The organism is Tenacibaculum sp. UWU-22 (assembly GCF_041021355.1).
Lineage (GTDB): Bacteria > Bacteroidota > Bacteroidia > Flavobacteriales > Flavobacteriaceae > Polaribacter.
Map to the genome: position 1 here is coordinate 443,353 of NZ_JBFNGP010000001.1, position 25,185 is coordinate 468,537.

General features: G+C 31.4%; 24 protein-coding genes. 11 read left to right on the forward strand and 13 right to left on the reverse strand.

All coding sequences use genetic code 11. From position 1 onward, the window contains the following. Window positions 1-24 precede the first annotated feature (24 nt). Window positions 25-981 (forward strand): arginase, encoded by a 957-nt coding sequence (locus AB2B44_RS02040; RefSeq protein ID WP_369047884.1) that lies wholly within the window; start codon window positions 25-27, stop codon window positions 979-981. Window positions 982-1,013: 32 nt separating this feature from the next. On the opposite strand, the gene rodA is transcribed toward AB2B44_RS02040, so the two are convergent. The 8 genes from rodA to AB2B44_RS02080 form a co-directional block, all read right to left on the reverse strand. Further along, entirely contained in the window at window positions 1,014-2,291 is a 1,278-nt protein-coding gene (gene rodA, locus AB2B44_RS02045) for a rod shape-determining protein RodA (RefSeq protein WP_369047885.1), read from the reverse strand. Next, window positions 2,272-4,158 (reverse strand): penicillin-binding protein 2, encoded by a 1,887-nt coding sequence (mrdA, locus tag AB2B44_RS02050; protein WP_369047886.1) that lies wholly within the window; start codon window positions 4,156-4,158, stop codon window positions 2,272-2,274. The genes rodA and mrdA overlap by 20 nt, the downstream gene beginning before the upstream one ends. Further along, entirely contained in the window at window positions 4,159-4,668 is a 510-nt protein-coding gene (gene mreD, locus AB2B44_RS02055) for a rod shape-determining protein MreD (RefSeq protein WP_369047887.1), read from the reverse strand. It abuts the gene before it with no gap. After that, the gene (gene mreC / locus AB2B44_RS02060; protein ID WP_369047888.1) at window positions 4,661-5,488 is read right to left on the reverse strand and encodes a rod shape-determining protein MreC; all 828 of its coding nucleotides are present in this window, start codon (window positions 5,486-5,488) and stop codon (window positions 4,661-4,663) included. Before mreC ends, mreD begins: the two co-directional genes overlap by 8 nt. A gap of 21 nt (window positions 5,489-5,509) precedes the next feature. Further along, window positions 5,510-6,538 carry a rod shape-determining protein gene (locus AB2B44_RS02065; protein WP_369047889.1) on the reverse strand — a complete coding sequence of 343 codons (1,029 nt, stop codon included), beginning with the start codon at window positions 6,536-6,538 and terminating at the stop codon, window positions 5,510-5,512. Between the two features lie 81 nt (window positions 6,539-6,619). Next, entirely contained in the window at window positions 6,620-8,146 is a 1,527-nt protein-coding gene (gene purH, locus AB2B44_RS02070; protein ID WP_369047890.1) for a bifunctional phosphoribosylaminoimidazolecarboxamide formyltransferase/IMP cyclohydrolase, read from the reverse strand. A gap of 130 nt (window positions 8,147-8,276) precedes the next feature. Beyond that, complete coding sequence (locus tag AB2B44_RS02075) at window positions 8,277-9,053, reverse strand: alpha/beta fold hydrolase (RefSeq protein ID WP_369047891.1); 777 nt, start codon at window positions 9,051-9,053, stop codon at window positions 8,277-8,279. A 14-nt stretch (window positions 9,054-9,067) separates the two neighbouring features. Further along, window positions 9,068-9,781, reverse strand: a complete 714-nt coding sequence (locus tag AB2B44_RS02080) for a pyridoxine 5'-phosphate synthase (RefSeq protein WP_369047892.1) — start codon at window positions 9,779-9,781, stop codon at window positions 9,068-9,070. 60 nt (window positions 9,782-9,841) lie between these two features. Here AB2B44_RS02080 and AB2B44_RS02085 point away from each other — a divergent pair, with 60 nt between their 5' ends. The 8 genes from AB2B44_RS02085 (at window position 9,842) to gldA (ending at window position 18,149) form a co-directional block, all read left to right on the forward strand. After that, complete coding sequence (locus AB2B44_RS02085; protein WP_369047893.1) at window positions 9,842-10,501, forward strand: CBS domain-containing protein; 660 nt, start codon at window positions 9,842-9,844, stop codon at window positions 10,499-10,501. A 48-nt stretch (window positions 10,502-10,549) separates the two neighbouring features. Further along, the gene (locus AB2B44_RS02090; RefSeq protein ID WP_369047894.1) at window positions 10,550-11,446 is read left to right on the forward strand and encodes an NAD kinase; all 897 of its coding nucleotides are present in this window, start codon (window positions 10,550-10,552) and stop codon (window positions 11,444-11,446) included. Window positions 11,447-11,618: 172 nt separating this feature from the next. Next, complete coding sequence (locus AB2B44_RS02095) at window positions 11,619-12,308, forward strand: DUF6089 family protein (RefSeq protein ID WP_369047895.1); 690 nt, start codon at window positions 11,619-11,621, stop codon at window positions 12,306-12,308. Window positions 12,309-12,317: 9 nt separating this feature from the next. Further along, the gene (locus AB2B44_RS02100; RefSeq protein WP_369047896.1) at window positions 12,318-13,070 is read left to right on the forward strand and encodes an isoprenyl transferase; all 753 of its coding nucleotides are present in this window, start codon (window positions 12,318-12,320) and stop codon (window positions 13,068-13,070) included. After that, entirely contained in the window at window positions 13,060-15,648 is a 2,589-nt protein-coding gene (gene bamA, locus AB2B44_RS02105) for an outer membrane protein assembly factor BamA (protein WP_369047897.1), read from the forward strand. The genes AB2B44_RS02100 and bamA overlap by 11 nt, the downstream gene beginning before the upstream one ends. A gap of 66 nt (window positions 15,649-15,714) precedes the next feature. Continuing rightward, entirely contained in the window at window positions 15,715-16,524 is an 810-nt protein-coding gene (locus tag AB2B44_RS02110) for an OmpH family outer membrane protein (RefSeq protein ID WP_369047898.1), read from the forward strand. A gap of 30 nt (window positions 16,525-16,554) precedes the next feature. Beyond that, window positions 16,555-17,058, forward strand: a complete 504-nt coding sequence (locus tag AB2B44_RS02115) for an OmpH family outer membrane protein (RefSeq protein WP_369047899.1) — start codon at window positions 16,555-16,557, stop codon at window positions 17,056-17,058. A gap of 197 nt (window positions 17,059-17,255) precedes the next feature. Next, complete coding sequence (gldA, locus tag AB2B44_RS02120) at window positions 17,256-18,149, forward strand: gliding motility-associated ABC transporter ATP-binding subunit GldA (RefSeq protein WP_369047900.1); 894 nt, start codon at window positions 17,256-17,258, stop codon at window positions 18,147-18,149. A gap of 32 nt (window positions 18,150-18,181) precedes the next feature. Here the strand turns inward: gldA and sufD are convergent, their stop codons facing one another. The 4 genes from sufD to AB2B44_RS02140 form a co-directional block, all read right to left on the reverse strand. Then, on the reverse strand, window positions 18,182-19,495 hold the full coding sequence (gene sufD, locus AB2B44_RS02125) for a Fe-S cluster assembly protein SufD (protein ID WP_369047901.1): 1,314 nt from the start codon (window positions 19,493-19,495) through the stop codon (window positions 18,182-18,184). A 70-nt stretch (window positions 19,496-19,565) separates the two neighbouring features. Continuing rightward, the gene (gene sufC / locus AB2B44_RS02130) at window positions 19,566-20,318 is read right to left on the reverse strand and encodes a Fe-S cluster assembly ATPase SufC (RefSeq protein WP_369048515.1); all 753 of its coding nucleotides are present in this window, start codon (window positions 20,316-20,318) and stop codon (window positions 19,566-19,568) included. Between the two features lie 138 nt (window positions 20,319-20,456). Next, window positions 20,457-21,905 (reverse strand): Fe-S cluster assembly protein SufB, encoded by a 1,449-nt coding sequence (sufB, locus tag AB2B44_RS02135; RefSeq protein ID WP_369047902.1) that lies wholly within the window; start codon window positions 21,903-21,905, stop codon window positions 20,457-20,459. A gap of 179 nt (window positions 21,906-22,084) precedes the next feature. Beyond that, window positions 22,085-22,414, reverse strand: a complete 330-nt coding sequence (locus tag AB2B44_RS02140) for a HesB/IscA family protein (RefSeq protein WP_369047903.1) — start codon at window positions 22,412-22,414, stop codon at window positions 22,085-22,087. Window positions 22,415-22,540: 126 nt separating this feature from the next. On the opposite strand from AB2B44_RS02140, the gene thiL reads away from it, so the two are divergent. Both thiL and AB2B44_RS02150 read left to right on the forward strand, forming a co-directional pair. Further along, on the forward strand, window positions 22,541-23,587 hold the full coding sequence (gene thiL / locus AB2B44_RS02145; RefSeq protein WP_369047904.1) for a thiamine-phosphate kinase: 1,047 nt from the start codon (window positions 22,541-22,543) through the stop codon (window positions 23,585-23,587). Window positions 23,588-23,599: 12 nt separating this feature from the next. After that, window positions 23,600-24,403, forward strand: a complete 804-nt coding sequence (locus AB2B44_RS02150; protein ID WP_369047905.1) for a hypothetical protein — start codon at window positions 23,600-23,602, stop codon at window positions 24,401-24,403. Here AB2B44_RS02150 and AB2B44_RS02155 read toward each other — a convergent pair. Beyond that, the gene (locus AB2B44_RS02155) at window positions 24,400-25,185 is read right to left on the reverse strand and encodes an alpha/beta fold hydrolase (protein WP_369047906.1); all 786 of its coding nucleotides are present in this window, start codon (window positions 25,183-25,185) and stop codon (window positions 24,400-24,402) included. The genes AB2B44_RS02150 and AB2B44_RS02155 overlap by 4 nt on opposite strands.

Genomic DNA, 25,185 nt, shown 5'->3' on the forward strand with positions numbered 1-25,185 from the left:
TTTATTTCATTTTATTTTGTAAAAATGAGTGCGATAAGAATTATTAAAAATAGATCTGATATTGGAGCAGGTACGCGAGGCTCCGATATGGGGGTAGACGCTATTGAAATTGCCGCTATTAATCAAGGAAGTAATTATTTTGATTTATTCGACTTCGAAGATGTAATTACCGAAAACGAATCTATTTACAACAAAAAAAACAACTCATTTGCAAAACGTATTGAAAGTGTTTTTAACCAGTGTAAACGGTTAAGTAATCATGTAAAGGTAAATCTTCAAGAAGGTCGATTTCCAATCATATTATCAGGCGACCACTCTTCGGCGCTAGGAACCATTAGTGGTGTTAAAGCCGCAAACCTAACAAAAAATATAGGAGTAGTGTGGATTGATGCGCATGCAGATTTACACTCTCCTTACACCTCACCTTCGGGTAATATTCATGGTATGCCCTTAGCTGCTGCCATTGCCGATGATAATTTAGATTATCAAGAAAATGATATTGACAGAGAAACTGCCGAATATTGGGAACGCATGAAAAACTTGGGTATTCCTGGACAAAAGGTAGCCCCTGAAAATATTGTTTTTTTTGGCGTAAGAGACACTGAAGAACCTGAAGACAAACTCATTGAAAAAAACCAAATAAAAAATTATACTGTTGAAGAAGTTCGTTATCGTGGATTAAAAACCTGTGTAAACGATGCTCTAAAAAAATTAGATAATTGCGAAGTTATTTATATATCTTTCGATGTAGACTCTCTAGATTGTGATATGATTTCATCTGGCACAGGAACTCCTGTTCCTAAAGGATTTGACCAGTATGAAGTAATTAATATTATAAAAAATTTACTATCTAGTAACAAAGTTGTTTGCTTAGAGTTTGTAGAAATAAACCCTTTACTAGACTATAAAGGAAATAAAATGGCCGAAACGGCTTTTGAAATACTTTCTGAAGTTACAAAAGAAATTGAAAAATTACCTTAGTATCGTTACCTCAACACCCTAGATTTTAAAACCTACAAATCATACTTTTTATGCGCATCTAGCCGAATAAAAATAAAAAGTAAAATGGTAAATCCCCAAAGCGAAGAACCGCCATAACTAAAAAAGGGTAATGGAACCCCTACTGTTGGAAACAAGCCAATAACCATTCCTATATTTACCAATATATGAAAAAACAAAATTGAAGCAACCCCGTAGCCATAAATTCGACCAAATTTATTAGTATGTGTTTCTGACAAGTAAATAATTCTAAGAAGCATTACAATAAACAATATAATAACAAGACTAGAACCTAGAAAACCCCATTCTTCACCTACTGTGCTAAAAATATAATCGGTATGTTGTTCAGGCACAAAATGCCCTTGTGTTCTATCTCCTTGCAAAAATCCTTTACCAAAAAAACCTCCAGAACTAATGGTAAGTTCTGATTGATGTGAATTATACCCTATCCCTTTATTATCGGTTTTTAATCCTAATAAAATATCAAATCTATCTTTTTGATGTACTGATAAAACATGATTATAAGCATAATTTGCACTAAAAATAAATAATCCAACAATAAGAAAAACCCCTATAATTTTTTGCCAATTAAACCGCAAAAATTGTGGGTTCCTATAAATTACATATATAAAGTATGCACTTATTAAACCATACGAAACCCCTAACACCCAAAACTTACCAAAATAAATAACACATATAAATAAAACTACCGTAATAAACCCAAGTAAAATGTAATAAACTGTTAAGCCTTCTCGATTAAAAACAAAAAAGAAAGCCATATAAATTAAAACCGACCCCATATCAGGCTGTAAGGCTATTAAAAAAGCAGGAAAAAGTATAATTAAAAAAGCTTTTATCTGATTTTTTACGAGTTTAAAATTATAGTTTCTATCACTCAATAATTTAGCAACAGCCAAAGCTGTAAATGCCTTTACAAATTCTGAAGGTTGTAAACCTATTCCTCCAAAATCATACCATGAAGTTGCTCCATTTATTTTCTTTCCAAAGAAAAACAACCCAATTAAAAAAACAAGTGAAATAAGGTATAAAATACTCGCAAAACGCTCATAAAATTTTGAATTAAAAAAAAGAGCGAAAATTATAAGCGGAATACTCAAACAAATAAAAAGAAGCTGTTTACCGTATTTAGTGGAAAGGTTTATCAATGGTAAGCTCTCGTTAGATATAGATGCTGCATAAATATTCATCCAGCCAAAACCAACCAAGACAACATAGAGTATAACAAGTAACCAATCTACGCCTAAAAATATGTTATTTCGTTCTTGTCGCAATACTATCAGGTTTTTGTATTTGCAAATTATACACGCTTTGCAAATTTGTTTTAAGCACTTTAGCTTCTCTATATTTTGAAGCTTTCGATATTTTTTTATTAATGTATTTTTCGATTAACAAACTGGCTATTGGAGCGGCAACAACAGACCCAAATCCCCCGTTTTCGACAAAAATGGCTAATGCTATTTTAGGATTTTCTTTTGGTGCAAAAGCAACAAAAATAGAGTGATCTGGAAGTTGTTTTTTTACTCCATTTGCTCGAATAAAATTTTCTACCGTACCCGTTTTACCACACATTTCTATTCCTTTAACCTGACTCCACCTTCCTGTACCCGTTTTAAAAACCTCTTGCATAGCATCAATAACTGGCGGAAAATACTTTTCTTGAATTGTTGTTTTCTTGGCAACAGTATAGGTACTATCTTTTATAAATTGATTGGCTATTTTTTTAACAATATGCGGAGTGTAAAAAAAACCTCTATTAGCTATGGCTGCCGTCATATTTGCTAACTGAATAGGCGTTGTTTCTACCTCTCCTTGCCCAATAGCATTAGAAATAGTTGTTGTGGCACCCCATCTAAATTTATAATTATTATCATAAAATTGACCATCTGGTATTCGCCCTTTTTGCCCAGAAGGCAAATCGTACCCTAAGTAATTACCTAAACCAAAACTTTTTGCATGATTACTCCATGCATCCATCCCTATTGAGGGGTTTTCGAATTTATCAATAATTTTTCTGTAAGTAGTTGCAAAATAAGTGTTACATGATTTAGCTATTGCCGTTTTAAATCGAATAGGGCGACCAACAATACCACAGTGACAACGCATAAAAGCATTTTTTCTTCTTCCATAACGATAGCCGTGATTACAATACACGTAAAAATTTTCATCAATAACCCCCTCTTGCAAACCTATTAACCCATTTATAATTTTAAATGGAGACCCTGGTGAATATTGAGCTTGCAACCCTCTATCAATCATAGGTTTATTAATAGTGTCGTTAAATAAAATAAACGAATTTTTTTTGCGTTTTCGCCCTACCATTAAATTAGGATCATAACTAGGTGACGTAATTAAAGCTAAAATTTCTCCAGAACTAGGTTCTATAGCAACAATACCTCCTCGTTTACCTTTCATTAATTTTTCACCATAAACTTGTAAATCACTATCAATGGTTAAGGTTAAATCCTTTCCTGGAATTGCAACTGTATCGTACTGTCCATCTTTGTACGATCCTATAATTTTGTTACGATTATTACGTTGTAAATATTTTTTCCCTTTTACGCCTCTCAATACTTTCTCGTACTGTTTTTCTACCCCCCAAGCACCAATTAACTCACCTTGTTCATATTCGCTACTATTTTTTGCAATACTTTCATTTACCTCACTAATATAACCTAAAACATTTGCCGCAGATTTTATAGGGTAATTTCTAATAATTCTTTTTTGAATATAAAACCCCTTAAATTTATTTAGTTTTTCTTGTAAATACGCAAAATCTTGTTTTGCTAATTGCTTTAAAAATACCGATGGAAGCCATCCTGCATATTTTACTGCTTTATCTAATCGCTTTTTAAAATCATCTTTATCTATTTTTAAAAACGAACAAAACTCTAATGTATCTAAAGGTTCTACTTCATTTGGCACCACCATTACATCATACGACAATTGGTTAGCTACCAGCAATTTATTGTTTCTATCATAGATATATCCTCGTTCTGGAAAATCATAAACTACTTTTACAGCAACATTTTTTACAGGGTTATATGTTGACCCCTCTATAATTTGAAGTTGAAATAATCTTCCTATAAAAATAATTCCAAAAAAAATAATTAAAAAGATTAATAAGTAACTTCGTTTCATTTATGATACTTTCTTAGGTCTAAAAATATAATCTCCTAAAAAGAATAATATTAATGTAAAAATACTTGAAAAAAGGGTGTTAATCAACACATTAACATAATTTTGAAAACTAAAATTAGCAAGACTAAATAAAAGAAAATGATGTATTATGGTTAAAATTGAAACATAGTTAAAAACTTTTCCAAAGGGTTCTAATCTTAGATTAAAAAAGGGATAGTCGGCTGGTGATTTTCTAAAAATAGGATGAATTAAATACGATCTAATGTAAGCAATAAACACAGTTGCAAATGCATGAATTCCACCTGAATTAGAAAAAAAATCGACACATAAACCTAACAAAAAAGCTGAAATTAACAATGAAGTTTTATTTTCTTTAAGTGGATATAAAAACACAAAAGCAATGTATAAATAGGGATTAATATACCCTAAAAACAAAATTTTATTTAATATAAACACTTGTAAAAACAAGAGAAAAAAGAATAAGAATATTATTTCTGCGGTCTTATTCATTGGTTATATTTTCTACAGATTTAATTTCTTCTTTTTCTAAATTATTTATAACGTACACATAATTTATGTTACTCATATCGTTAAATAATTTTATATCGAGTGTGTTAGAAGCTGTGTTTTGGGCTGGCACTTTAACAATGGTTCCAATATTTATACCTTCTGGAAAAATAGTAGACTTACCCCCTGTAATAATTGTATCTCCTTTTTTATAAACCGCTTGTCTAGGTATATCTGTTAACTGCACAATATTATAATCTTTTCCGTCCCAAGTGAGTGTACCAAAATGAGAGCTATTTTTAAATCGAGCGTTTATTTTACTATTTTTATTTAAAATAGATTGCACTCTTGCATATTTATTTGTTGCATAATCTACAATACCTATAATTCCTTTACCATTAACCACCCCCATTTCTTTAGCTACCCCATTACCTTCTCCTTTATCTATTGTTATAAAGTTAAATTGGTTGCTATAATTGTTATTAATTATTTTAGCTTTTAGGTACTTAAACTTTTGTCTGTATAAACTATCAACAACTGTGTTTTCTATAATACTATCATTAGAAAATCGAATTTTTTCTACTAAATTCTTAAGGTACACATTTTCTTGAACTAAGTCTTTATTTTGTGATTTTAAATGTAAATAATCAGAAAAATCAGAATAGGTTTTTAGCATTCCGCCAGTAACAAAATTAGCAGAACCTACTATTTTACTTTTATGAAAGTTATAGTTATTAATAGTTAATGCGATGGCAATAAACTCTAGTAACAGAAAAAATAAAAAAACTTTATACTTCTGAAAAAAATATATAAGCTGCTGCATAGAAGTATAAAGCTTTTTTTATTATCTAATTAAAATATTCTTATATTTATTTAAATCTTTAAGTGCCATTCCAGTACCTCTAACTACAGCTCGTAAAGGGTCTTCAGCCACATAAACTGGTAAATCTGTTTTTCTAGATAATCGTTTATCTAAACCTCGAAGCATCGAACCACCGCCTGCTAAATAAATTCCTGTATTGTAAATATCAGCAGCCAACTCTGGTGGCGTTTTTGATAGTGTTTCCATTACAGCATCCTCTATTCGTAAAATAGATTTATCTAAGGCTTTTGCTATTTCGCGATATGATATTTGTACTTGTTTAGGTTTTCCACTCAATAAATCACGCCCTTGCACCATCATATCTTCTGGTGGAGTTTCTAAATCTTCTGTTGCCGCCCCAATTTCAATTTTTATTTTTTCTGCTGTAGTTTCTCCAACATATAAATTGTGCTGAGCACGGGTATAATACATAATATCACTTGTAAATAAATCGCCAGCAACTTTTACCGATTGGTCGCATACAATACCAGCTAAAGCAATTACTGCTATTTCAGTAGTACCACCACCTATATCAATAATCATATTGCCCTTAGGCTCCATAATATCAATACCTACCCCAATAGCCGCTGCCATAGGTTCGTATATTAAATATATTTCTTTTGCATTCATATGACGGGCTGAATCAATTACAGCTCGTTTTTCTACCTCAGTAATACCTGAAGGGATACAAATTACCATACGTAATGATGGAGGAAATATTTTCTTTTTAATTGCAGGAATTTGTTTTACAAATTCTTTAATCATTTCTTCAGAAGCCTGAAAATCAGCAATTACCCCATCTTTTAAAGGTCGAATAGTTTTTATATTCTCATGGGTTTTCCCCTGCATTAAATTCGCCTCTTTACCAATTGCTATGATTTTACCCGTAATTCTATTTCTTGCTACAATAGACGGACTGTCTATAACTACTTTTCCATTATGAATAATTAGGGTGTTTGCCGTACCTAAATCGATAGCAATATCCTCAGTCATGAAATCAAAAAAACCCATAAATACTTGTTCTTGTTTTTCTTCTACTAAAAAATTCTCACAAATTTAATAAATTATGTGTTGATTTTACAATAGAATTTATTAATGTTTAAAATGTCTTACCCCTGTAAAAACCATTGACATATTATGCTCGTTACAATACGCAATACTTAATTCGTCTTTAATAGATCCTCCAGGTTGTATAACACTTTTTATCCCTGCCTTATCTGCAATTTCGACACAATCTGGAAACGGAAAAAATGCATCACTTGCCATTACCGCTCCATTTAAATCAAAATCAAAATTAACCGCTTTTTCAATTGCTTGTTTTAATGCGTCTACCCTACTGGTTTGACCTGTACCACTAGCACACAGTTGCTTGTCTTTTGCCAATACAATAGTATTTGATTTGGTATGTTTACATATTTTTGATGCAAACAACAAGTCTTCTAACTCATTTAGTGTTGGTTTATTGTTAGTAACATACGATAAATCTTTAACCGTGTCTGTTTTATCATCTTTATCTTGTACTAATAACCCGTTTAAAGTGGTTCGAACAGTTTGTTTAGGTAACTCTGTTGTTTTTTGAACTAAAATAATTCGGTTCTTTTTTCCTTTTAAAACGTTTAAAGCATCTGCGTCATAACTTGGTGCAATTACTACCTCACAAAATAACTTATGAATTTCATCTGCAGTAGGTTTATCAATTTTTGTATTAGAAATTAAAATACCTCCAAAAGCAGAAACTGGGTCACCAGCCAAAGCATCTACATAAGCTTGACGAATTGTTTTTCGTTGTGCTACACCACAAGCATTGTTATGTTTTAAAATGGCAAACGTAGGTAATTCTCCTGCAAACTCATTTATTAAATTTACAGCTGCATCTATATCTAACAGATTATTGTAACTTAGTTCTTTACCATGTAACTTATCAAACATAGCCTCTAAATCACCGAAAAAATAGCCTTTTTGATGCGGATTTTCTCCATAACGTAGAACTTTTGATTTGGTTTCACTCGCTTTAAAAACAACCTCATCTGTATTAAAATAATTAAAAATAGCTGTATCGTAGTGCGATGAAACATTAAACGACTTGGCTGCAAATCGTTTTCTATCTTCAAGGCTAGTTTCGCCATTATTTCTTGTAATCAAATCTAAAAACTCACTGTATTGTTCTACTGAAGAAACCGTAAAAACATCTTTAAAGTTTTTTGCTGCAGCTCTAATAAGCGATATACCTCCTATATCAATTTTTTCTACTATATCTTGTTCAGATGCTCCTGAAGCAACCGTTTTTTCAAACGGATACAAATCAACGATTACTAAATCGATTTGAGGTATTTTGTAGGTAGCCAATTCAGCAATATCTTGTTCGTTTTCTTGTCTATTTAAAATACCTCCAAAAACTTTTGGGTGTAATGTTTTTACACGCCCTCCTAATATTGATGGATACGAAGTTATGTTTTCTACAGGAATAACATCTATACCAAGATTTTTAATAAACTTTTCTGTTCCTCCAGTAGAATAAATAGTTACATTTTGTTCGTTCAATTTTTGTACTATCGGCTCTAAACCCTCTTTGCTAAATACCGAAATTAATGCAGATTTAATTGTTTTTAAGTTACTCATTTAGTGTAGTATTATTAAGCGAACAAAACTACTAAAACTCTAAATTTAGTACAACAAAAAAGAATAACAATATTGGTAAGTAATTAACAATTAACTGTTTTTTGTTTAAAACTTACTTAATTATTGCTTTTTATATCATTTTTGTTAAAAATGTACCAACGGCATCATAAAAATCGGTTGGATTTTCAGCATGTACCCAATGACCTGCTTTAGAAATGGTAATAATTTTTGAATTTGGAAAATGAGCGTTAATTAAAGCGGCGTCTTCAGTTGTTATATAACCTGAATTTTCTCCTTTCACAAATAATGTTTCTCCTTTAAAAACCGTAAATGACGGAAGAGGCTCCCCTACCTCGTTATTGTTTGCTGTTAATGACGGTAAATTGAATCGAAAAGCTAAGTTTTCTTTATCTTTACGATAGGTGTTTTTTAATAAAAATTGTCGTACAGATATTTCAGGAATGTATTTTGCTAATTGTTCTTCTACTAATTTTCGAGTGTTTTGTGTCACAAAATCAACGGAATTTAACGCTTTTATAATATTTTGATGATGAGGCAAATACATTTTTGGAGAAATATCAACAACAACTAATTTGTTTACCATTTCAGGATATTCTACAGCAAACAACATAACTGTTTTTCCGCCCATTGAGTGCCCTAACAAATCAACTTTTTCTAAATTATGGTGTTTAATATAGGCATATAAATCAGCAACCATTAATTCATAATTAAAAGCATCGGAATGAAAACTTCGCCCATGATTGCGCTGGTCTATCAAGTGAACTTCAAAACCATCTAACGCAAATTTATTGGCGTAACTTTTCCAATTATCTCCCATACCAAAATAACCATGTAAGATTAACAATGGCTTACCCGACCCTACAATACGAGAATGAAGAATTTGCATAATAATTTTAGATACTATTTTAACTTATTAAGATACATGCTTACTACGTTTTCTAATCCTAAATATAAGCTTTCTGAAATTAATGCATGCCCTATAGAAACCTCTGCCAAATTAGAAATATGTTGTTTAAAAAACTGTATATTGTTTAAACTTAAATCATGCCCAGCATTAATTCCTAATTTTAGCTGATGAGCCAAAACGGCTGCTTCGGCATACGGTTTTATAGCGTCTTTATTTCCTTTTTCAAATTCGCTAGCAAAATGCTCAGTATATAATTCTATCCTATCAGTTCCGGTTTTTGCCGCAGCCTCTACCATTTTTAAATCAGGGTCAACAAAAATAGAAGTTCTTATCCCTGCTTCTTTAAATACCGCAATCACTTCTTGTAAATATAATTGATTTGCAACAGTATTCCAACCTGCATTTGAGGTTAAAACATCATCGCCATCTGGCACTAATGTAACCTGAGTAGGTTTTACATCTAACACCAATTGTATAAATTTATCAATTGGGTTACCCTCTATATTATACTCGGTAGTAACTATCGGTTTTAAATTGTAAGCATCTTGATATCGAATATGCCGTTCATCAGGTCTAGGGTGTATTGTAATGCCTTGCGCACCAAATTCTTGAATATCGGCTGCAACTTTTAATAAATTAGGAACATCGCCACCACGAGAATTACGCAATGTTGCAATTTTATTAATATTTACACTTAACTTTGTCATTATATTTAGAATAAGCCACAAAGGTAAATTATTAAAACATTTTAAACTATATTCGTAGCAATGAATATTAATGAATACATTTTAAAAGAAATAAAGGCGCTTACCCTGCAGAGCACTATTAAAAGCGCCCAAAACATTTGTAAAGAATTACCTATTACTCACATTCCAGTAGTAGAAAATAATAAACTTATAGGATGTTTACCCGAAAGCGATGTGCAAACAATAGAAAATAAAAATAGAGAGTTAAAAGAATACACCTACCTATTTGACCATTTTCATACAAATGTAAAAGCAACTTTACTGGACTTAATTACGTTGTTTGCCGACAATGATACCAATCTAATTCCCGTTTTAGACAATGACCAGAATTACATTGGATACTACGAACTAAGTGACATTTTAGATGCTTTTGCCGATAGCCCTTTTTTACATAATGAAAGTAATACAATTATTGTAGAAAAAAACAAAGATGATTATTCGATGAGTGAAATTTCTCAAATTGTAGAAACCAATAATGGCAAACTTTTAGGTATGTATATCTCTTCACAAGAAAATGATATTACTCGAGTTACCCTTAAAGTCATTGCAAAACAAATAAATGAAATTATACAAACTTTTCGAAGGTATAATTACAACGTTGTAACCCAGCACGAAGATGATGTATATTTAGAAGACTTAAAAAACCGATCAGAATATCTAAAAAAATACTTAGATATGTAATTTGTAACACCTCTTTACCAAGTATTCTCGTATAAAAACGATAAAACAGTGAAAAAAGCAGCCATTTACGGACAAGCATATACAGTTTCTGCAGAAAAAGAAATCGAAATTTTATTAACGGTTCTAGAAACGCATAATATTGTCGTTTTTTTTGAAAAAAATTTTTACGACTTATTACAAAAAAACAATACTATACAAAAAAAATACCCTACCTACGCTCATTTTAGCGATTTAAACAATTCATTTGACATTCTGTTTAGTATTGGCGGAGATGGTACTATTTTACGAGCGATAACTTTTATTCGAGATTTAAATATCCCTGTTTTAGGTATTAATACTGGGCGTTTAGGTTTTTTAGCAACCGTACAAAAAAATGAAATAAAACAAGCTATTGACCTTTTAATTCGAAAAGAATATAGTATTCAAGAACGCTCATTACTTGAAATAAAAACAACCCCGAGTACCCCAGAATTTGCAGAACTTAATTTTGCTTTAAACGAAATTACTATTGCCCGTAGAAATACGACCGCTATGATTGGTATAAAAACCTATTTAAATAATGAATACTTAACCAATTATTGGGCTGACGGGCTAATTATTGCAACCCCAACAGGTTCTACAGGATACTCGCTTAGTTGTGATGGCCCTGTTGTATTACCCAACTCTAAAAACCTGATTATCACACCTATTGCACCACACAATTTAAATGCTCGCCCATTAGTAATTAGCGACGATATTACCATACAATTAGAAGTAAGCGCACGAGAAAAAGATTTTTTAGTTTCTTTAGACTCTCGAATTACAACAGTTAAACAAAAAACTAAAATACATATTAAAAAAACACCGTTTACCATTAAAAGCATTTTACTTAAAAACCAATCATTTTTAAAAACTATACGAGGTAAATTGTTATGGGGCGAAGATACCCGAAATGAACCCTTATAGTGTTTTATTCAACAATAAAACGGCAAAATATTAGTTATTCAACTGATAACATTTTTTAAATGTATCAATCAATTACGTATCAACCATTAGTTATAATCTAGTTTTTAAAAAATTGATTTATAACCGTTTTTAAGCAATTTCAAATTAACTATATTTGCACGCTATCATAGTAATGAAAAACGTTTTTTTTTACATATTGTTTATTTTAGTAACAAACAGCACTTTTTCTCAAATCCATGAAATAGGCTTATTTATAGGGGGCTGTAACTATGTGGGTGATATAGGACGAACAAATTACATATATCCTGAAAATTTTTCAGGAGCCTTTATGTATAAATACAACTACACCCCTAGAATAGGTTTTAGAGCCACTTATACATACTTGCCCATTAAAGCAGACGATGCTAACGCTTCAAACCCATATAGAAAACAACAAGGCAGAAGCTTTAAGAATACGATAAATGAGTTTGCTTTAGGAATGGAATATAACTTTTTTGAATACAACATTTCAAAACACAGTAAATCGTTTACACCGTATATTTTAATTGAAGCTGCAACATTTAATTACAAATCTCCTGTTGCCATTTCGAGCAATAACACAATTACTTTACAACAAAAATATTCTTATGCCATCCCTTTTGGGCTAGGTATTAAAGGACGATTAGGAAGCAGTAATTTAGCCTTTGCCTTTGAAACAAAAGTTCGCTATACCTTTGTTGACGATTTAGACTATAGCACTGCCAGATTTCCAGAAAACCCAATATTACATTTTGGTGGGCAAGGAAATGATTGGTATATGTTTACAGGCATCTCTTTAATTTATACCTTTGGCAGACCACCATGTTATACCGATGCCCCCTAATAATTTTATATGGATAAAAAACTACAAATTCTACAACATAAAATTCCTAATCATATTGCCATTATTATGGATGGTAACGGTCGTTGGGCCAAAAAAAAAGGAATGCAGCGTATTTTTGGTCATCGAAATGCCCTAACTGCTGTTCGGCAATCTACTACTGCCGCTTCTAAAATTGGTGTTAAATTTTTAACGCTTTACGCTTTTTCTACCGAAAATTGGAACAGGCCTAAATTAGAGGTAGATGCACTAATGAATTTATTAGTTACTTCTTTAGTAAAAGAATTACCTGAATTTCAGCGAAAAAGCGTTAAAGTAAATGCTATTGGTAACCTTAGTAGTTTACCTACAAAAGCACAAAATATTTTAGAAAAAGTAATCAATGAAACAAAAAACAATAAAAAAATTACACTAACCTTTGCTTTAAGTTACGGTTCTCGTGAAGAAATTGTTAACGCAATCAAAAACATATCTAAAAAAGTTGTTAATAACAAACTAGATATAAAAAAAATAGACGAAAAAATTATAAATAATCATTTATATACGTTTAATTTGCCCGACGTTGATTTGTTAATCAGAACCAGCGGCGAACAAAGAATAAGTAATTTTTTATTATGGCAAATAGCATACGCAGAACTCTATTTTACAGATGTGTTATGGCCTGATTTTAGAGAAGAAAACCTATTTAATGCAATAATTGATTATCAGAACAGAGAACGAAGATTTGGAAAAACAAGCGAACAGATTACAGACAATGATGAATAAAAAATCATTTTTAATAGTATTACTTTTTATTGCCTTAAGCGCAAAACTACAAGCTCAAGATACTCCTAAAGATAGTGTTTCGACAAAAAATAACCAAGAGCTCATCGTTTCTAAAGACTCTATCTCAAAAAACAATTCTTCTTTCGATAAAGGAAAAGAATATATTTTAGGCGGAATTACCGTAACTGGATTACAAAAATTTAGCGAAGCAACCGTAAAAGTTTTTACAGGATTACAAAACGGACAGACGATAAAATTACCTGGCGACAAATTAACTAGTGCTATTAAAAAATTGTATGACAGCAAACAATTTAGCGAGGTAGAAGTATACCTTTCTAAAATTGATGGAGATACCGTTTATCTAGAGTTTAAAGTTGTTGAACTCCCTCAACTAAACAACATAAAAGTAACCGGCATTAGCAGTTCTAAAACAAAAGACTTACTTAAAGAAACTGACTTAAAAAAAGGAGCTATGGTTACCGAAAACCTTATTGTTACCTCTAAAAACTACCTGAAAAAAAAATATACCGACAAAGGCTTTTTAAAAACCAAAGTTTCTCTAAACACTCAAAAAGACACAACCAATACAAATGCTGTTGACATGAACATTCATATCGACAAAGGCAGTCGTATTAAAGTGAAAAAAATAACCTTTATAGGCAACAAAGCCTTAAGCGATAAAAAACTACGTGGAGCCATGAAAAACACCAAACGTAAATTTTTTGGACGCTTTTGGAAATCATCAAAATACATTCAAGAAAATTATAAAAAAGACTTAGAAAGCATCTTAGAAAAATATAGCGAAAAAGGCTACCGCGATGCGCGTATTTTAAATGACAAACTTACTTGGAACAACGATAATACAATCAACCTAGAAATTGATTTAGAAGAAGGGCGTCAATACCGCTTTGGCGATATCTTATTTATTGGAAATAAAAAATATACCGACGAGCAATTAAACAGCTTTTTAAGAATTGATAAAGGAGATATCTATAACGGAAAAGTACTAAAAGAACGTATTTCTGGCGATGGCTCCCCAGACTCACAAGATATTCAAACCTTATATCACAATAGTGGATATTTATTTTCACAAGTAAATGCAGTTGAAACTAAAGTACAAAATGATTCTATAACCGTTGAAGTCCGCATTAGAGAAGACGACCCAGCAACTATTAGAAAAGTAACTGTTTTAGGCAACGACAAAACTAACGACCATGTAATATATAGAGAGCTCAGAGTAAAACCTGGCGATTTATTTTCGCGTGAAAATATTATCCGCTCTATCCGAGAAATAGGACAACTTGGTTTTTTTGACTCTAATGTAACCCCTGATGTAAAACCCAATTACAACGATAAAACTACCGACATTGATTTTTCAGTAGTCGAAAAAGGAGCTAGTCAAGTAGAATTACAAGGCGGTTACGGTGGAGGCTCTTTTATTGGTACTTTAGGCTTATCTTTTAATAATTTTTCAATGCGAAATATCTTTAAAAAAGAAGCCTACACACCTTTACCAATGGGTGATGGTCAAAAATTATCGCTCCGTTTACAAGCCAGTAGATCATACGAAACCTATAGTTTTTCATTTACAGAGCCTTGGTTAGGCGGTAGAACACCTCAATCTTTTTCTGCAGCCATTTACTCTTCAAAACAATACCGATACGATTATTATTCGTACGATGTAAATAAAAGCCAATACATAAATATTCTCGGAGCTTCTCTTGGGCTAGGTAAACGTTTACAATGGCCTGATGATTATTTTCAATTATCACAAAGCATTACCTATCAAAGAATAGATTTGCATGACTATCCATACACCGTAGGTTCGTCTAATAATGTTTTAAATAAAGGAAATCTAAATAACCTAGCCTATAATATTACGTTTAGTCGAAATTCTGCAGGTCCCAGTTTAATATTTCCTACCTATGGGTCTCAGTTTTCAATTACGGGTAAAGCTACCTTTCCTTACTCTGCAGTAAATGGAAAAAACTATAGCGAACCAGCTAATTTAACTCCAGAAGCTAGAAGAAACTGGTTAGCACAACAATACAAATGGTTAGAATATTATAAAATTTCAGCCAAAGGAAAATGGTACACCGCTCTAGCAAAAAAATTAGCATTAATGTCTAATTTTGAATTAGGATATTTAGGTTCATATAACAAAACATTAGGGTTACCTCCTGTAGAACGTTATTTTGTTGGGGGTGATGGAATTGCTCAAGGGCAATTAGACGGAAGAGAAACCATTGGTTTAAGAGGATACGAAAACAATCGGCTTTCATCAATAGATGGTGGTTCTATATACAATAAATTTCAGCTAGAATTACGATATTCTATTACCGATAAACCTGCGGCTTCTATTTACACATTAGGCTTTTTAGAAGCAGGTAATTCGTATCGCAATTTTAGCACTTTTAATCCGTTTATATTAAAACGATCTGCTGGTTTCGGCGTTCGTGTTTTTATGCCAGCATTTGGTTTATTAGGTATTGATTTTGGTTACGGCTTTGATCCATTACCAGGAAAAACAGAAAAATCTGGTTGGCAAACACATTTTATAATTGGAAGACAGTTCTAAGAAAACAGTATATTTGTAAGCAAACCGTTTTTTTGGCACGGTTTTTTCTTAATACTAAATATAAAGATGAAAAAACAAATTTTATCAATCGTTCTTATACTTACTGTTACACTTATTAGTGCACAAAAGGCACAACAAGTTGCTTATATAGATATGGACTATATTTTAGAAAATGTTCCTGAATATCTTGACGCACAAAACTCGTTAAATTCAAAAGTTGAAAAATGGCGTAACGAATTAGATAAAAAGGCACGTGATATTGAAGTGCTAAAAACTGATTTAGCAAATGACAAAGCAATTTTAACCAAAAATTTAATAGACGAGCGCGAAGAAGATATTGATATTAAACAACAAGAATTAAGAAAGTTAGAAATGCAATATTTTGGTCCTCAAGGCAATATGTACAACTTAAGAAAGCAATTAGTACAACCTGTGCAAGATCAAGTTTATAATGCAATTCAAGACATTGCCGCACGTAAGAAGTATGATTTTGTTTTTGATAAATCGAGTGATTTAGTTATGCTATATTCTAATAAAAAATACGATATTAGCGACTTGGTTTTAAAAACAATAAATGTTGATAGAAAAAGGCAAGACAAAAAAGATCAATTAGAAGAAAAAAAGGCTGCTGCAGCCACGAACCAATTAAGTGAACAGCAAAAAAAACAAATTGAAGCTAAACAAGCTTTAAAAGACAAAAAACTAGCTGAACAAGAAGCAAAAAAACAGCAAATTGAAAAAATAAAGCAAGACCGTTTAAAAAAACGTGAAGAAAAAAGAAAATTACTAGAAGAAAAAAAAGCAGCACTAAAAAAAGCTAGAGAGGAAGCTATAAAGAAAAAAGCAGCAGAAAAAGAAAAAAAAGACGGAGAGTAAAACAAATAAATTATAATTAAAACAAAAGAAATGAAACATTTTAAAATTCTATTATTAATTGCAATTTTAGGTATCGCTAGTGTATCATATGCGCAAAAAATTGCTCATATTGATACTGATAAATTACTAGCTGAAATGCCTGAAACAAAATCGTTAAAAGCAGAGTTAGAAAGGTTAAACAAAACCTATAAAGACGATATTGATGCAATGGTTACAAAACTAGAAGCTAAAATAAAAAAATACGAAGCCGAAGGAAAAACACAAACTTTAGAAGAAAACCAAAAAAGATCTGCAGAAGTACAACAAGACAGAAACAGAGTATATCAAGCTCAACAATCTGCCTCTCAAGAAATGCAGAAAAAATACCAATCTAAATTAGGTCCTATTCTAAAAAAAGCAGAAGATGCGATTAAAGCTGTTGCTGCAGAAAAAGGTGTTGTTTATGTATTAGATGCTAGCCCAGGAAAAGGCTTGTTAGTTTTTGACAAAGGAGAAGACTTATACAGTGCTGTAAAAACAAAATTAGGGTTCTAAAAAAATTACACTTAATACATGAAAAAACCTGCTGTTACCAAAAAACAGCAGGTTTTTTTTATTTTTATAATCAGTCTATTAAAATTAAAAAGACTACTTCAAATTATTTAATTTATAGTATTAAATAAAAATTAATACTACAATTATATATATTTACAATAAACTACGTTAGCTAAATATTAAACAACTTAAAAAACATGTCTATAAAAGTAACCGCTCTTTCTAAGTACTATCAAAATCAAAAAGCAATAGACATTATTTCTTTTACTATAAAAAAAGGAGAAATTGTTGGTTTTTTAGGCCCTAATGGAGCTGGTAAATCTACCACTATAAAAATTATTACGGGTTATATTAAACCCTCTGAAGGTAGTGCTTATGTAAATAAAATACCCGTTTCAAGTAATCCTATAAAAGCACAACAAAAAATAGGTTATTTACCCGAACACAATCCACTATATAAAGAAATGTACGTTCGTGAATATTTACAGTTTCAGGCGGCATTATATCAGGTTGAAAAAGCCAAGGTTAATCAAGTTATAGAGCAAGTAGGATTAGCTATTGAAGCTCATAAAAAAATAGAACAATTATCTAAAGGATACCGACAAAGAGTAGGTTTAGCAGCTGCTATTTTACACGACCCCGATGTATTAATTTTAGACGAACCCACTACAGGTTTAGACCCAAATCAATTAGTAGAAATTCGTCAATTAATTAAACAACTAGGAAAAAACAAAACCGTTTTATTGTCAACACACATTATGCAAGAAGTAGAAGCCATGTGTGATCGAGTAATTATTTTAAATCAGGGAAAAATTGTTTTAGACAAACCTATAAACCAACTGAAACAACATAACGAACAAATACTAAAAGTAACTTTTGATTATAAAATTGAAGAACAATTTTTACAACAACTACCTAACATTGTCGAATTAAAAAACACAATCGAAAACAATTGGGTACTTACTTTTAATACTGTAGATGATATGCGTCCAATAATTTTTGACTTTGCTCAAGAAAATGGGTTAAAAATTCTTGGGTTAAATACCGAAAACAAAAACTTAGAAAACCTTTTTAGAGAACTAACAAACTAGCCAATTAAAACTATCTGAAATACCACTTGAGTTTATAAATCAAACCCAATATTAACATTTAGTTTTTTAGCAATTAACTTCGTAATTCTAGATTTTACTTGCGGTATTTTTACACTTTCTAAAACTGTATTGGCAAAAGCATACATTAACAAGGCTTTCGCTTCTTTTTTAGGTATACCGCGTTGTTGCATATAAAAAAGGGCTTGTTCATCTAATTGACCAATAGTACAACCATGCGAACACTTTACATCATCTGCAAAAATTTCTAATTGTGGTTTAGCATTAATTGTTGCTTTATCGCTAACTAAAACATTATTATTTTGTTGATACGCATTTGTTTTTTGCGCTTCTTTTTCAACAATTACTTTTCCGTTAAAAACACCTGTAGAACGCGCATCAAAAATTCCTTTATAATCTTGATGGCTTTCACAATTTGGCTCTGTATGATGTACTAAAGTATGATGATCAATATGTTGTTTGCCTTCAGTAATTGTAATTCCTTTTAAAATAGAATTTACGTGAGTTCCTTTTTGGTAAAAATTAAGATTATTACGTGTTATATTTCCTCCAAATGAAAAAGTATGTACTGCACAAGTACTCTCTTTTTGCTGTTCTACATAGGTATTATCAACTAATGAGGCATTATAGGTATCGTTCTGTATTTTGTAATAATCTACCGTTGCATGGTTATTAAGAAATATTTCGGTAACCGAATTAGTTAATACAGCATGATCGTGTAAACTTTGGTAACGTTCAATAATTTGCACATGAGCATTTTGCTCTAATACAATTAAATTTCGAGGTTGTAACAAAGTTGCATTTTCTTTACCAGTAGCAAGATGAATAATTTGTATTGGTTTTTCTACCTCAACATTTTTAGGTATATAAATATACGCCCCTTCTGTAACAAAAGCTGTGTTTAACGAAGTTAAATTATCTTGTTTAGCTATTTTGTTAAAATAGTTTTCTATTACTGGTTTATATTTAGCTTTAGTAAAAGCAGCCGATAACAAACATATATCTTTTCCGTCATGTGTGGTATCTGATAAAAACGAATTGTATTTACCATCAACAAACACAATTTTATACGTATCTATATCATCTATAAAATATTGTTTTACATCAGCCAATTCAACAACTTCTTCGGCTTTAGGAAAAATACTATAATCGTGTTTCAAAATTGAAGCCAATGAAGTGTATTTCCAATCTTCTAGTTTTTTAGTAGGAAAACCTAATTCTTCAAAATTTTGGAGGGCTTTGGTTCTTATTTCATGAATATCATTATTAATATTCATTCGGTTTTCAAAAGCTACGTATGATGATACTATTTTTTCTTTTAATTCCATTATTCTGTAGTTTAGAAAGCTTTATGCGGTAAAAAAACGCTTTTAACTTTCTATTTTCAAGATTTAGATTTTAACTATTTACCTCTTCTTTAATCCAATCGTATCCTTTTTTCTCTAACTCTAATGCTAAAGAAGCATCGCCAGTTTTAACAATTTTTCCATCGTGTAAAACATGTACAAAATCTGGAACAATATAATCTAACAACCGTTGGTAATGGGTAATTACAATTACTGCATTTTCTTTAGATTTTAGTTTGTTTACACCATTTGCAACAATACGTAAGGCATCAATATCTAAACCAGAATCGGTTTCGTCTAAAATGGCTAATTTAGGTTCTAACATTGCCATTTGAAAAATTTCATTTCGCTTCTTTTCTCCACCAGAAAAGCCTACATTTAACGAACGAGATAAAAACTTTCGATTAATTTCTAATAATTCTGATTTTTCACGAATTTTTTTCAACATATCTTTCGCAGGCATTTCTTCTAAACCTTTTGCCTTACGAGATTCGTTAATGGCTGTTTTTATAAAGTTAGTAACCGTAACCCCAGGAATTTCTACTGGGTATTGAAACGATAAAAACACGCCTTTATGCGCTCTTTCTTCAGGGGCTAACTCGCCAATATTTTCTCCTTCAAGTTCTATATTTCCTTGCGTTACTTCATAATCTTCTTTACCCGCAATAACATTGGCTAAGGTACTTTTACCAGCACCATTAGGCCCCATTATTGCATGAATTTCACCTGCTTTTACTTCTAAATCTAATCCTTTTAAAATTGATTTTTCTTCTACTGACGCGTGTAAATTTTCTATTTTTAACATTTTTCTGATGTTATTGGCTTTAGCTTTCGCTATAAGCATTTTTATAATTGTAATTTTATTTAAAGAGGAAAGTCAAAAAAAACTGAAAATAAAAGATTATATGACTAAGCTCTATCGATAATTCTTTAACCTTTTTACTTATCCTACAGATCCTTCTAACGAGATTTCTAATAGTTTTTGGGCTTCAACAGCAAATTCCATTGGTAATTTATTAAGCACTTCTTTGCTAAATCCGTTAACAATTAAAGCAATCGCTTTTTCGGTATCAATACCACGTTGATTACAGTAAAATAATTGATCTTCCCCAATTTTACTAGTTGTTGCTTCGTGCTCTATTTGAGCCGATTTATTTTTTGCTTCGATATACGGAAAAGTATGTGCACCGCATTCATTACCCATTAACAATGAGTCGCATTGAGAAAAATTACGTGCATTTTCTGCCCTAGAATTAATTTGTACTAATCCTCGATAGCTATTTTGCGATTTACCTGCTGAAATGCCTTTTGAAATAATTGTTGACTTGGTGTTTTTACCTAAATGAATCATCTTAGTTCCTGTATCTGCCTGTTGATGATTATTGGTTACTGCAATTGAATAAAACTCACCTACTGAATTATTTCCTTTTAACACACAACTTGGGTATTTCCATGTAATTGCCGACCCTGTTTCTACTTGTGTCCAAGAAATTTTAGCATTGGTTTCGCACAATCCTCTTTTGGTTACAAAATTAAAAACCCCTCCTTTACCTTCACTATCGCCTGGAAACCAGTTTTGTACCGTTGAATATTTTATTTCAGCATCATCTAAAGCAATCAATTCAACAACGGCCGCGTGTAATTGATTTTCATCTCGTTGTGGTGCTGTACACCCTTCAAGATACGAAACATAACTCTCTTTATCGGCAATAACCAACGTTCTTTCGAACTGCCCCGTTCCTCCTTCATTAATTCTAAAATACGTTGATAATTCCATTGGGCAACGAACCCCTTTAGGAATGTAGCAAAACGATCCATCTGAAAACACTGCCGAATTTAAAGCCGCATAAAAATTGTCTGTTGGAGGCACTACTGAACCTATATATTTTTTAATTAGTTCTGGGTGTTTTTGAATAGCTTCAGAAATGGGCATAAAAATAATTCCTTTTTCTGCCAACGTTTCTTTAAAAGTAGTGGCTACTGAAACAGAATCCATTACAATATCAACGGCTACATTAGCTAATCGTTTTTGCTCTTCTAACGAAATTCCTAACTTTTTAAAGGTTGCCAATAATTCTGGGTCTACCTCATCTAGGCTATTTAATTTAGGTTTCTTTTTGGGAGCCGAATAATACGATATTTCTTGAAATTTAGGCTTTTGATACGTAATATTTGCCCATTCAGGTTCTTCCATTTTCTCCCAAATTCTAAAAGCCTCTAAACGCCATTTGGTCATCCATTCAGGCTCATTTTTCTTTTTAGAAATAGCGCGTACGATATCTTCATTTAACCCGTTAGGAAATGTTTCACTTTCAATATCGGTATAAAAACCATATTCGTATTCTTTGGTTTTTAACTCTTCTCTTAAATCGTCTTCAGTATATTTAGCCATAATTATTAAAAGATTGAAAATTTAAAAAATGTTATCAATCTTGCTTGTTTTTTTACTCATAAACAAATTTAGAATACCATTAAATTATTTTAATAGCAATTACTATTTTTGTATTCTTTGGGTATTGTTCTACTATTTAATTTTTTCATACATCCGTAATACTCTTTTCTACTTTTAAACTAAAGCGAAAAACTCTCACCACACCCGCAAGTTCTATTGGCATTAGGGTTATTAAACACAAAACCTTTACCATTTAACCCGCCAGAATATTCTAGAGTAGTACCTGCCAAATACAAAAAACTCTTTTTATCAATAACTATCTTTATGTTGTTATCTTCAAAAATTTTATCGTTATCTTGTTGTGTCTTATCAAAACTTAAGTCATATGATAAGCCTGAACAACCGCCACTTTTTACCCCTACACGAACAAAATCAGTTGTAACATCAAAACCTTCATCTGTCATCAACTCAATAACTTTCTTTTTCGCTGTGTTCGAAACTTTTATCATCGTTTAAATAGATTAAATCTAAATTATTTGCAAAGATAATGACAAATTTTGATTTTTTTTTACTTTTAGTATTAATAAACTTTATAGCCTAATAGGTTTTTACTTTCGAGTATCTATCTTTGCAAGATGTTAGAAGATAAAAACCAAGAAAAAACCTCATTATCTGAATTAGGAGAATTTGGATTAATTAGGCATTTAACCAAATACTTTACTACAATTAATAGCACTACAAAAAAAGCTATTGGTGATGATTGTGCCGTAATTTCATCAAAAGAAAAAGAAACGCTAATTACTACTGATTTATTAGTTGAAGGGGTTCATTTCGACTTAAGTTATATGCCATTAAAACACCTAGGGTATAAGGCTGTAATAGTAAATTTATCAGATGTATATGCTATGAATGGTATTGCCGAGCAAATTACGGTTTCTATTGCCGTTTCTAATCGTTTTAGTTTAGAGGCTTTAGAGCAATTATATGCTGGTATTCAATTAGCATGCGAAACCTATAAGGTAGATTTAGTTGGGGGCGACACCACTTCGTCTACTAAAGGAATGTTGCTATCTATTACTGCTATCGGAACTGCTAACCCAAAAGATATTGTATACCGCGACGGAGCAAAGCCAACCGATTTAATTGTGGTTTCAGGCGATTTAGGCGGTGCTTATTTAGGGTTGCAAGTTTTAGAACGCGAAAAACAAGTGTTTAAAGTAAACCCTAACAATCAACCTGATTTAGATGCTTACAGTTATATTATTGAACGACAATTAAAACCCGAAGCTCGTAAAGATGTTATTAAAATTTTAAAAGAATTGACGGTAAAACCTACTTCAATGATTGATATATCAGACGGCTTATCATCTGAAATCATGCATATTTGTTCGCAAAGTAATGTGGGTTGTAAAATTTACGAAGATAAGTTACCTCTCGACCCTCAAGTAATTTCTACTTGCGAAGAGTTTAATATCGATTCTACCATGGTAGCATTAAGCGGAGGTGAAGATTATGAATTGCTATTTACGGTATCTATTAACGATTATGAAAAAATAAAAGGAAATCCAAACCTAACCGTAATTGGGCACATTACCGAAAAAAACCAAGGCATGAATTTAGTTACCCGTGCTAATCAAGAAATTGAATTAAAAGCTCAAGGTTGGAATGCCTTGAAAGACTAAACCTTATTAATATTGAAACAACTTCTTTTTTCTTTACTACTACTTTCTTCTTTGGCTTTTTCTCAAGAAAAATTAAAAAACGCAAAAAAAAGTTTATCAAAACAAAAAACGGAGCGCTCTTTTACAAAAAACACAAAAGTTACCTATCGTAAATCTAACAACTCATCTATCAATAACACTGATGAGGCTGCCAATCCTTTTGTTAAAATTTTTGGTAATGTTATTTTTTACAGTACCGTTGGTTTGGTTAGTGGTAGAGCAGAATGGCGAGAATTAAATCCATATCCATATTACAACGATTATGGAGAATATACTACTCATTTTTCTGACAAAACAAAACGAAGTAGTTTTAAACTAGGGAGTAATTATTTGTTTAATACTGTAAAAGGAATTGAAACAACTGCACTTTTTAAACCCATTCCACTTGTTGGAATAGATGTATCTTACCTCTATTTTTCTGAGGCAACATTTAACCATAACGAAAATTTTAATATTGTTTCTGTTATGGCAAATTATTATCGAATTAGAGAAAACTATATTAGTTTTTGGTGGGGATTAGGAGCCACTTATGCAGGTAATCAAGTAAACACCATTGGCTTTAGTTATGCCTTAGGAACAGAGATATACCCTATAAAACCGATAAGTTTACACGTTTCGTGGAAACAAAGTTTTATTAACCATAATACCATTGATGTTTTTAAATCACAGTTAAAATACCATTTAAAAAACACTGCAATTTATACAGGATATCATAATTATCAACTAGGAAACCAACCTATTGGCGGTATTGTTTTGGGTATGGAGTATGTTTTTTAGCACTTTTTTACAAATGTTTGTAAGGCTAGTATCAACTCATTTTCATCTTCAATATGACTCATATGTCCGTTTGACAAAACAACACTATTTGCATTGGCATCTATTGCTTCTTGTAACGAAGTCTCAAAATTTAATACTGGGTCTTTTTTACCTATAATTAATAACTTTTCACAAGATAATTGTTTAAGCACATCATTTCTACTAGGTCTTTCTCGCATTCCTTCTTGACATGCCATATAGCCTTGTAACGGCGTTTTTAAAGCCTCTTTTAAAACTCGTGAAATAGTTTCTTTATACACTTTTCGACTTTGTTGTGTAAATAAATTAAGAAAAGAAATACGAACCATGTTTTCAAAATTTTTAGGTATCAATTTATTGGCTTTAGCTCTTAATTTTTTTCGTTCTTCATCATCGGCATACGAAGTAGAGTTTAACAAACAAAAGCCTTTTATTTTCTCGATATTTTTTTCGGCAAGAGCTAAAGCAACGTAGCCTCCCATTGAGTGACCCACAACAATAAAACGTCTAATGCGTAAATGTTTTAAAACAGCACTAACCGCATCTGCCATTAACTCCATAGTATGTATATAGCCCAAACAATCCGTATTTCCGTGCCCTAATAAATCAATAGTAATAACTTTATGGGTTTTAGTTAACGTTTCAGAAATAGATTTCCACATTGTTTGGTTTTCTAAAAAACCATGTAATAACACAATAGCACTCCCTTTTCCTTTTACGAAAAAATTAACTTTAGCCCCTTTAAAATCAATGGTGTGTTGCAT

What these genes read in the sequence shown, in the direction of transcription:
- AB2B44_RS02100 (WP_369047896.1), top strand. Translation starts at nt 12,318, where the DNA reads ATGGATAAAAAACTACAAATTCTACAACATAAAATTCCTAATCATATT.
- sufC (WP_369048515.1), bottom strand. Translation starts at nt 20,318, where the DNA reads ATGTTAAAAATAGAAAATTTACACGCGTCAGTAGAAGAAAAATCAATT.
- gldA (WP_369047900.1), top strand. Translation starts at nt 17,256, where the DNA reads ATGTCTATAAAAGTAACCGCTCTTTCTAAGTACTATCAAAATCAAAAA.
- mreC (WP_369047888.1), bottom strand. Translation starts at nt 5,488, where the DNA reads ATGCAGCAGCTTATATATTTTTTTCAGAAGTATAAAGTTTTTTTATTT.
- AB2B44_RS02080 (WP_369047892.1), bottom strand. Translation starts at nt 9,781, where the DNA reads ATGACAAAGTTAAGTGTAAATATTAATAAAATTGCAACATTGCGTAAT.
- bamA (WP_369047897.1), top strand. Translation starts at nt 13,060, where the DNA reads ATGATGAATAAAAAATCATTTTTAATAGTATTACTTTTTATTGCCTTA.
- sufD (WP_369047901.1), bottom strand. Translation starts at nt 19,495, where the DNA reads ATGGAATTAAAAGAAAAAATAGTATCATCATACGTAGCTTTTGAAAAC.
- mreD (WP_369047887.1), bottom strand. Translation starts at nt 4,668, where the DNA reads ATGAATAAGACCGCAGAAATAATATTCTTATTCTTTTTTCTCTTGTTT.
- thiL (WP_369047904.1), top strand. Translation starts at nt 22,541, where the DNA reads ATGTTAGAAGATAAAAACCAAGAAAAAACCTCATTATCTGAATTAGGA.
- AB2B44_RS02065 (WP_369047889.1), bottom strand. Translation starts at nt 6,538, where the DNA reads ATGGGTTTTTTTGATTTCATGACTGAGGATATTGCTATCGATTTAGGT.
- AB2B44_RS02115 (WP_369047899.1), top strand. Translation starts at nt 16,555, where the DNA reads ATGAAACATTTTAAAATTCTATTATTAATTGCAATTTTAGGTATCGCT.
- AB2B44_RS02085 (WP_369047893.1), top strand. Translation starts at nt 9,842, where the DNA reads ATGAATATTAATGAATACATTTTAAAAGAAATAAAGGCGCTTACCCTG.
- AB2B44_RS02075 (WP_369047891.1), bottom strand. Translation starts at nt 9,053, where the DNA reads ATGCAAATTCTTCATTCTCGTATTGTAGGGTCGGGTAAGCCATTGTTA.
- mrdA (WP_369047886.1), bottom strand. Translation starts at nt 4,158, where the DNA reads ATGAAACGAAGTTACTTATTAATCTTTTTAATTATTTTTTTTGGAATT.
- AB2B44_RS02140 (WP_369047903.1), bottom strand. Translation starts at nt 22,414, where the DNA reads ATGATAAAAGTTTCGAACACAGCGAAAAAGAAAGTTATTGAGTTGATG.
- AB2B44_RS02110 (WP_369047898.1), top strand. Translation starts at nt 15,715, where the DNA reads ATGAAAAAACAAATTTTATCAATCGTTCTTATACTTACTGTTACACTT.
- purH (WP_369047890.1), bottom strand. Translation starts at nt 8,146, where the DNA reads ATGAGTAACTTAAAAACAATTAAATCTGCATTAATTTCGGTATTTAGC.
- AB2B44_RS02155 (WP_369047906.1), bottom strand. Translation starts at nt 25,185, where the DNA reads ATGCAACACACCATTGATTTTAAAGGGGCTAAAGTTAATTTTTTCGTA.
- AB2B44_RS02095 (WP_369047895.1), top strand. Translation starts at nt 11,619, where the DNA reads ATGAAAAACGTTTTTTTTTACATATTGTTTATTTTAGTAACAAACAGC.
- AB2B44_RS02040 (WP_369047884.1), top strand. Translation starts at nt 25, where the DNA reads ATGAGTGCGATAAGAATTATTAAAAATAGATCTGATATTGGAGCAGGT.
- sufB (WP_369047902.1), bottom strand. Translation starts at nt 21,905, where the DNA reads ATGGCTAAATATACTGAAGACGATTTAAGAGAAGAGTTAAAAACCAAA.